Raw genomic sequence first — 6,811 nt, 5'->3', positions numbered from 1 at the left:
TGGCTAATCGGACGCATCCCCATCCTTCACCGCCAAACCTTTCGTCCAAATCGGATGCCGTCAATGGACAACATACGGTATTAGTCCGACTTTCGCCGGGTTATCCCGTGGTGAAGGGCAGGTTGGATACGCGTTACTCACCCGTGCGCCGGTCGCCATCGGGGATTGCAAGCAACCCCCATGCTGCCCCGCGACTTGCATGTGTTAAGCCTGTAGCTAGCGTTCATCCTGAGCCAGGATCAAACTCTCCATTGTAAAATGTCTGCGCATGAAGGGGAATCCCAAAAAGGAAACCCCGAACGCTAAAAGTTTTATGCCTTGCGGCATTATCCCATCAGGACGAGCACCCAAATCTATCGTAGTTACACTCACCTGTATCGATTAACCCACTCCCAAAAGGGAAAGGAGAACCGACGGTTCTTTAATGTTCTACCCAAACGCGCTCATCTAAAAAACGAGCGCGTCTGCTCTTGTACTACTACTGTCTATGTAAATCTTTCAATGAACTCTTTCATATTGCTGACGGGCAACTTTGTTCCCGAAAGCGGATGCAAAGGTAGGACATTTTTCAACAACACGCAAGCCTTTTTAAGGAAAATGTTCAAAAGGGATGCAAGATTTCATGTTTCTTTACATAAAGCCAGTAAGAGGGGAGAATACACCTTATATATATAGGGCCGATTTTTGAGGAATTAGGCCCATCGACATACTCACTGTCGGCACCTCATCATTCGCTCACGCCATCCAAGGCCAGCCATCTTAGTAAAACAGTCATTAACATTCACGTCATTTACAAGACAAAGTCTGGCTATCTACGATGTGCCCATACCAATCAACATAAACCTTTGCCATACAAAATCCCCATCACTAGCACAAGTTTTGGATGAAACATAACCTCCATTAACGACTTGCACTAGCGATGGGGAGTTTATAAAACTTAGGAATATCTTTATATATACCACCATGCCATTAAGACATGACGCCCATGTTTACCAACTTTCCTATTCGTCCCAATCCCATCCGTAATTGGGTTTAGCCCCAATCTCGTCGGGATTATGGGGTATTTCCTTATTTTGGTCGCTATTCCCATCACCATCGTTATCAAACTTTGATGCACCAGGTGCCTTTAACAGTTCTTCTAAGTCAAGATGGATAGCGACACAATATGGCTTTGTATAGACTTGTGTTCTCATGAGATCTAATTCTATTTTACGATAAGCTTCTTATGGTTGACAATATAAATGCCCTTTGGTAAGCCTTCCGTCGTCGTGGCATTTGGACGTACCAACTTCCCATCTATGGCATATATGTTACAAGGCACGGAGAACAGATTGTTGTCTTCCTCCGTGTATGAACCCTTTATATCAGTAGTTCCATTGAAGGTGTTTTCTATTTCCTCGTTATCTACAAAGAACTGCAAAGCCTTAGAATGAGCAGCTGAGCCCGTAGCAATCCAACAACGGAATCCCTTAACAGCCATTGGCGTCTGTGTGAAATGCCATAGCCACTTATAGTTTGAGGCCGAACTTTTGCCCAACGCATACGAGAAGGCTGGAACAACCTTACCTGTTTGGTTGTGTAACGAGCCACAGAATTGCAGCTTTCCATCGGTTGTGGAGCTCGAAGTAGAGCCGTTGCGCAAAATCCCACCCGAGTAATTGGGCAAACTTTCAAACTTCTTATCGAGTGTTATATTATTAATAATGTAGTAAGGAGCACTTACAGCAAGCCAAGGCTTCCCCCCCTTCAATTTCTTATAAGGTTGTGCCGAACTCATTACCGTAGGATCTTTGGTGGGCTTTATCAAATATAGCTTATATGCTTCAAAAACAACTTCGTCGTCTTCCTTGTCTAAATCTACCTTCTTAAAGTCGATTCGCCTCTCGTATGCACCTGATTGTTTGGGATATTCCGACAATTTCACGTCTTCTCCAAAGGCTCCTTTCAGCTGACTTACCGTGAGTGACACGGGCAGGACGATAGAATTCCATTGGTTTTTCTCCAGCGTCCGCTTCAACACCATTGTCGCGGCTCTGCCAGGTTTGACCTGTTCAGAGATATAACTAGTACTCGTTTGGCCCTCATCAAGTATCAAGTCGAGCGTACCGCAATAAGCGAGCGAGAAGTCATCCCAGCAAGTCCAGTCGAGTGGCTTTGTGGAATTAGACACCCTTATGCCAATTTCCATCACATCAGCATCATTCGGAACATATACCAGCACAGTATTGTTATACATACCATGTTCAAAAAGCTTAGCCGCCTTTACATAAGGACTTACTTTTTCAGGAGCTCGATCGGCTTCAGTATATACCTTTTTAAACTCGGCAAGTGTGTAAGTGAAATTACGCGCAAACCTATTTAGCGTTGTTTTTACATTCGAATGCGCCTCTGTCTTGCCCACTACATTCACGAAAAGTTCCGCAATGAGACCACTTCCTGCATCAGGAGCGTAGAATCCGTTACACGAAACGCGATACCAACCTTTCTTAAAAGCCTGCACTTTTTGAGACACTTTGCCATTAGCATGGGCCGTATTGCCCATATTTCTTACGTTAGCCGTACCATAGCTAGCGTTGTCGGCCATATAATAATTGCTAGTGATCGCCCCATTTCCCACATAATATGTATAGGCATCACTTCCTGGGTCTAGCAGATAGGCATTATGATTGGCCCATTCCCAAGTTAACCCTTCCGCTGCTTCCCATTTTTCCACATCCCTATCACCACGTGCAAAGTCGTGGTCGTCTATCAATGTAGTGGCATTAGCAGGCGATTCGTCGGAGGCATACACATCTTTGAAAGCGGCTTTAAGATCGGCTCGTGTAACAATCTTCCATTGGCATGTCTCGTCACTATGGGCTATCGACGCAGGGTAGCTAATGGGATAAATCTTATCTTTTAGCACCTTCGTCATCTGCAAGTAGCGTTTGCCACCCATTCCTTGATCCATTTCGTCATTATCGACACTAATCCGATAAGTTTTACTGCCCAAAGACGTCTCTTCGAACTGCCAATCCAACACACCATTGATATATTTTTCTTGCTTAGCATAAGGGTTTGGCGTTACTTTTGTATTGTATTCTACGCCTCTATCTACATAGGCTCTGTTATAATTACCCGGATCATCAAATCCTGGCGTATCCCTCCTGCGTCCGAAAGCAATGTATTGGCCCTCCGTTGTTTTCAACGGACCAATCATTTGGTATCTTTTCGCAACGGTAGAATTCTTGATGGTGATGGTCATACCCGTACTAAAACCCACGAGAGCTGTACCCCAATAGCTGCCAGCATTAAGATACTTACCCGTACCCACATTGTAGAGATACACTATCTTTTTCTCTGGATCAGAGGAGTTAATCACGTCGTTCACAGCATTTCCATTCCATTTATGTGTAGTGGGGTCTTGCCCTTGTGCTTTCACAGCAAGAGGAATGCAGGCATATATAGCCAACAATACGAAAGATAAAATTCGTTTCATAATCATTATCTACTTAAATTCTCAAGTTATGTTTTTATGGCGCACGACGAATGTAGACTAAAGCTTTCGCCATTAGGCGCTTTTCATGGGGGCAACTGACATGTACTATAGATACTGTAGCAATGCCTGTACAGGCCAGATGCCTCGTTTTTCTAGGGATGAATTAGTGTTGTCTCCTGTGCCGACGCCCTTGTTTTTTACTTGGTAGCTTGCTTGTATCTGTCGGTTTCGGAGTGTTAACTAGGAAGCATTTTCTTCATGGATAAGCCATACTATTGTTTTTCCTGGCAACACGTTTGTTCTCCATCTTTTACTTTTCTTTGTTCATTATTCGCGTGCAAATGTATTAAAAAAAACGTAATGAGCCAAACTTTTATACCAAAACTTGATGTAATTCTATTTATCATCACGCATTTATACATATTTCATAAGCTTTTGGAACATAAGCGTTTGTATTTCCTGCACACAAAACTTAACCAACTGCCACATAACGTTTAACAGTAACCAACCCATTACCTTACGCCACTTGCTGAAAACGTGTTCTGCAACACCACCCCAACAGCCATGGTTATCTAGAGCAATCAGTTGTCTATCAAATCCCAGAAACAATGCCGTTGTTTAAACAATAGGCGCATCCTGTATCTCTGACTTATCCCTATAGATTGCATATCACCCTAAACGAGATTATTCACCATAACTATCAATGATACAAAATGCGCTTATCAGATTTGTTACTGCTTAGTATCTGTTTACCAATAAATAAGACCTAAAACACCGCTTTTTAGTCTTCCGTCTAGTTCCAGATTAGCGGGAATTGGGTTACATGTGAAGTGGAACAGCGTTCCATATCAACTGGAACAAGGTTCCATCTGATCCGGAACAAGGTTACCTTTAATCTGGAACTAGACGGAAGACTAAAAAGCGGTGTTTTAGGTCTTATCGATGAGTTGGAGTTTTGTTATCTGTTGAGAATTAGGCGCTGATAAATGCACCAACATACAGATATATCCAATGTTTTATACATTGATTAAACCCCTCACGCGCCTTACCCTTATCGCTTGGGAACGATGGATATGGCATAGCCGCCACCTGCCACGGCGGTGAGCGAAAGTTTGGTGGAGGCGGTCACCGTGCGGCGCTCTATGCGGTAGGCCTTTGGGTTGCTGCGATAGTCGGCATCGGGTGCGTCGGTGTAAATCGTGGCTTCGTACTTGCGACCCTTATCGAGGAACGACAGCGAAAGCTGCGACTTGTGGGGCGCATTGCCCGATACGCAGCCCACGAACCAGTTGTCCGTGCCCTTCGCCTTACGTGCAGCCGTGATGTAGGCCATAGGCTCTGCCTCGAGATACAGCGTGCGGTCCCAGTCTACGGCAACGTCCTTGATGAACTGGAAGGCGTCGGGATACCTCAGGTAGTTCTCAGGAAAGTCGGCCGCCATTTGCAACGGGCTGTACATCGTTACGTAAAGCGCGAGCTGACCGCAGATGGTTGAGTTGACGTGCGACCCGTTGGCGCAGTCCATTTCGAAGATGCCGGGCGTGTAATCCATAGGTCCGCCCTGCAAGCGGGTGAACGGAAGGATGGCCGTATGTCCCGGTTTGCTTCCCCCGAAAGCTTGGTATTCGGTGCCGCGGGCACTCTCGTTGCCGATGAGGTTGGGGTAAGTGCGGCACAATCCTGTAGGGCGAACCGCCTCGTGGGCGTTAACCATGATCTTATAGTCGGCTGCACGCTTCACGGCTTCTAGGTAATGGTTTACCATCACTTGTCCGTAGTGGTGCTCCCCACGTGGAATGATGTCGCCGACGTAGCCGCTTTTCACCGCGTTATACCCGTAGAGGTTCATCAGTTGGTAGGCGCGGTCCATGTAACGCTCGTAATTCATCACCGACGAGGAGGTCTCGTGGTGCATCATCAGCCGCACGTTCTTCGAGTGGGCATATTCGTTGAGGGCCTTGATGTCGAAATCGGGATAGGGCGTTTGGAAGTCGAACACTTTCTCTTTCATGTTTCCAGCCCAGTCTTCCCAGCCAACGTTCCAGCCCTCTACCAACACTTGGTCGAACCCGTGTTCGGCTGCGAAGTCGATGTATTTGCGCACGTTGGCGTTATTTGCCGAGTGTCGGCCCGAGGGTTTGGCCTTGGTGTAGTCCGTTTCGCCCAATATCACCGAGGGATATTGCTGCGTATAGGCCCAATCGCCTTTGCCCGAGATCATCTCCCACCAAACGCCCACGTACTTGACGGGCCTTATCCACGACGTGTCGGCATACTTGCAGGGGTCGTTGAGGTTGAGTATGAGGTTGGAGGCGAGCACTCGGCGTGCGTCGTCGGTTACCATCACCGTGCGCCAAGGACTGCGGAAGGGCGTGTGCAGGTAAGCCTTGGCACCCGTTGCGTCGGGCGTGAGCCACGAGGTGAACACCATCTCGCGGTCGTCTAGGTTGAGGTTCATCGCCGGATAGTCAACCAACGCCGCTTCGTGCAGGTTGATATACAGTCCGTCGGCCGTCTTCATCATCAGCGAAGTCTGAACGCCCGTGGGCGAGAAGGTCGTCTGCGACATGTTGTCGGTTATCGCCCCCTTCATCAGCTGTCGCACCTGACTCAGTCGCGACTGTGTGTATTCGTACTCCTGGGTGTCGTAATCGCCCGGAATCCACCATGCCGTGTGGTCGCCTGCCATGGCAAACTCGGTGCGTTCGTCCTTCACCACGAAGTAGTTTAGCTTGCCTTCCTGTGGGAATTCGTAGCGAAAGCCCACCCCGTCGTCGTAAACGCGGAAGCGGATGTTGAGCATGCGTTGGGTGGTTTTCTGTTCGAGGCGCACCAGCATTTCGTTATAGTGGTTTCTTATGGTGCGGTTCTCGCCCCATACGGGTGTCCATGTCTCGTCGGCCGAACCCTTCTCTTCGCCCACGAGCGTAAATCCGTCGAGCAAGTCGCCACCTTTTACCAGCGCAAATCCTAATCGGCTGGGCTTGATTACGGGCTTACCACGGAAGGTTACGGTGTAGGTGGGCACCGAATTATTAAGTGCAAACTTCACCTTCACGTTGCCATTGGGCGACGCTGCCTCTTGCGCCATGGCATTGAAAGCGGCGAACAGCACCAAACATACAGATAAAATAAATCTTTTCATATCGTTGCTAGTTATTGAATTATCGTATCGTAAAAACATATTCGTTCCGAAAATGTACCTTCATTATCCGTCACACATTCTATTTGCAAAGATAAAATAAAATGTCGAAAACGGCATGCCACTCCTATATATATGTGCGAAAAAAGTATGCAAATGAATGCGAAACCCACCTTGCCCCATTCGGCCAA

General features: G+C 47.2%; 3 protein-coding genes and 1 rRNA gene. All 4 read right to left on the bottom strand.

What is annotated here, in order from left to right; all coding sequences use genetic code 11:
• Positions 1 to 255: ribosomal RNA gene (locus tag F453_RS0108980) — 16S ribosomal RNA — on the bottom strand; the annotation flags it as partial.
• A 746-nt stretch (positions 256 to 1,001) separates the two neighbouring features.
• Complete coding sequence (locus F453_RS0108975) at positions 1,002 to 1,193, bottom strand: hypothetical protein (protein WP_018967720.1); 192 nt, start codon at positions 1,191 to 1,193, stop codon at positions 1,002 to 1,004.
• 11 nt (positions 1,194 to 1,204) lie between these two features.
• Positions 1,205 to 3,484, bottom strand: a complete 2,280-nt coding sequence (locus F453_RS0108970; protein WP_018967719.1) for a hypothetical protein — start codon at positions 3,482 to 3,484, stop codon at positions 1,205 to 1,207.
• Between the two features lie 1,045 nt (positions 3,485 to 4,529).
• Positions 4,530 to 6,623 carry a glycoside hydrolase family 97 protein gene (locus F453_RS0108960; RefSeq protein WP_018967717.1) on the bottom strand — a complete coding sequence of 698 codons (2,094 nt, stop codon included), beginning with the start codon at positions 6,621 to 6,623 and terminating at the stop codon, positions 4,530 to 4,532.
• Positions 6,624 to 6,811 lie beyond the last annotated feature (188 nt).

The organism is Hoylesella loescheii DSM 19665 = JCM 12249 = ATCC 15930, from assembly GCF_000378085.1.
Classification (GTDB): Bacteria; Bacteroidota; Bacteroidia; order Bacteroidales; family Bacteroidaceae; genus Prevotella; species Prevotella loescheii.
Note: the sequence above shows the minus strand (reverse complement) of the source record. Positions and strands in the feature narration are given on the sequence as shown.

Bases quoted from the DNA above. Each gene is read 5' to 3' on its own strand.
- F453_RS0108975 (WP_018967720.1), bottom strand. From the start codon at position 1,193: ATGAGAACACAAGTCTATACAAAGCCATATTGTGTCGCTATCCATCTT.
- F453_RS0108970 (WP_018967719.1), bottom strand. From the start codon at position 3,484: ATGATTATGAAACGAATTTTATCTTTCGTATTGTTGGCTATATATGCC.
- F453_RS0108960 (WP_018967717.1), bottom strand. From the start codon at position 6,623: ATGAAAAGATTTATTTTATCTGTATGTTTGGTGCTGTTCGCCGCTTTC.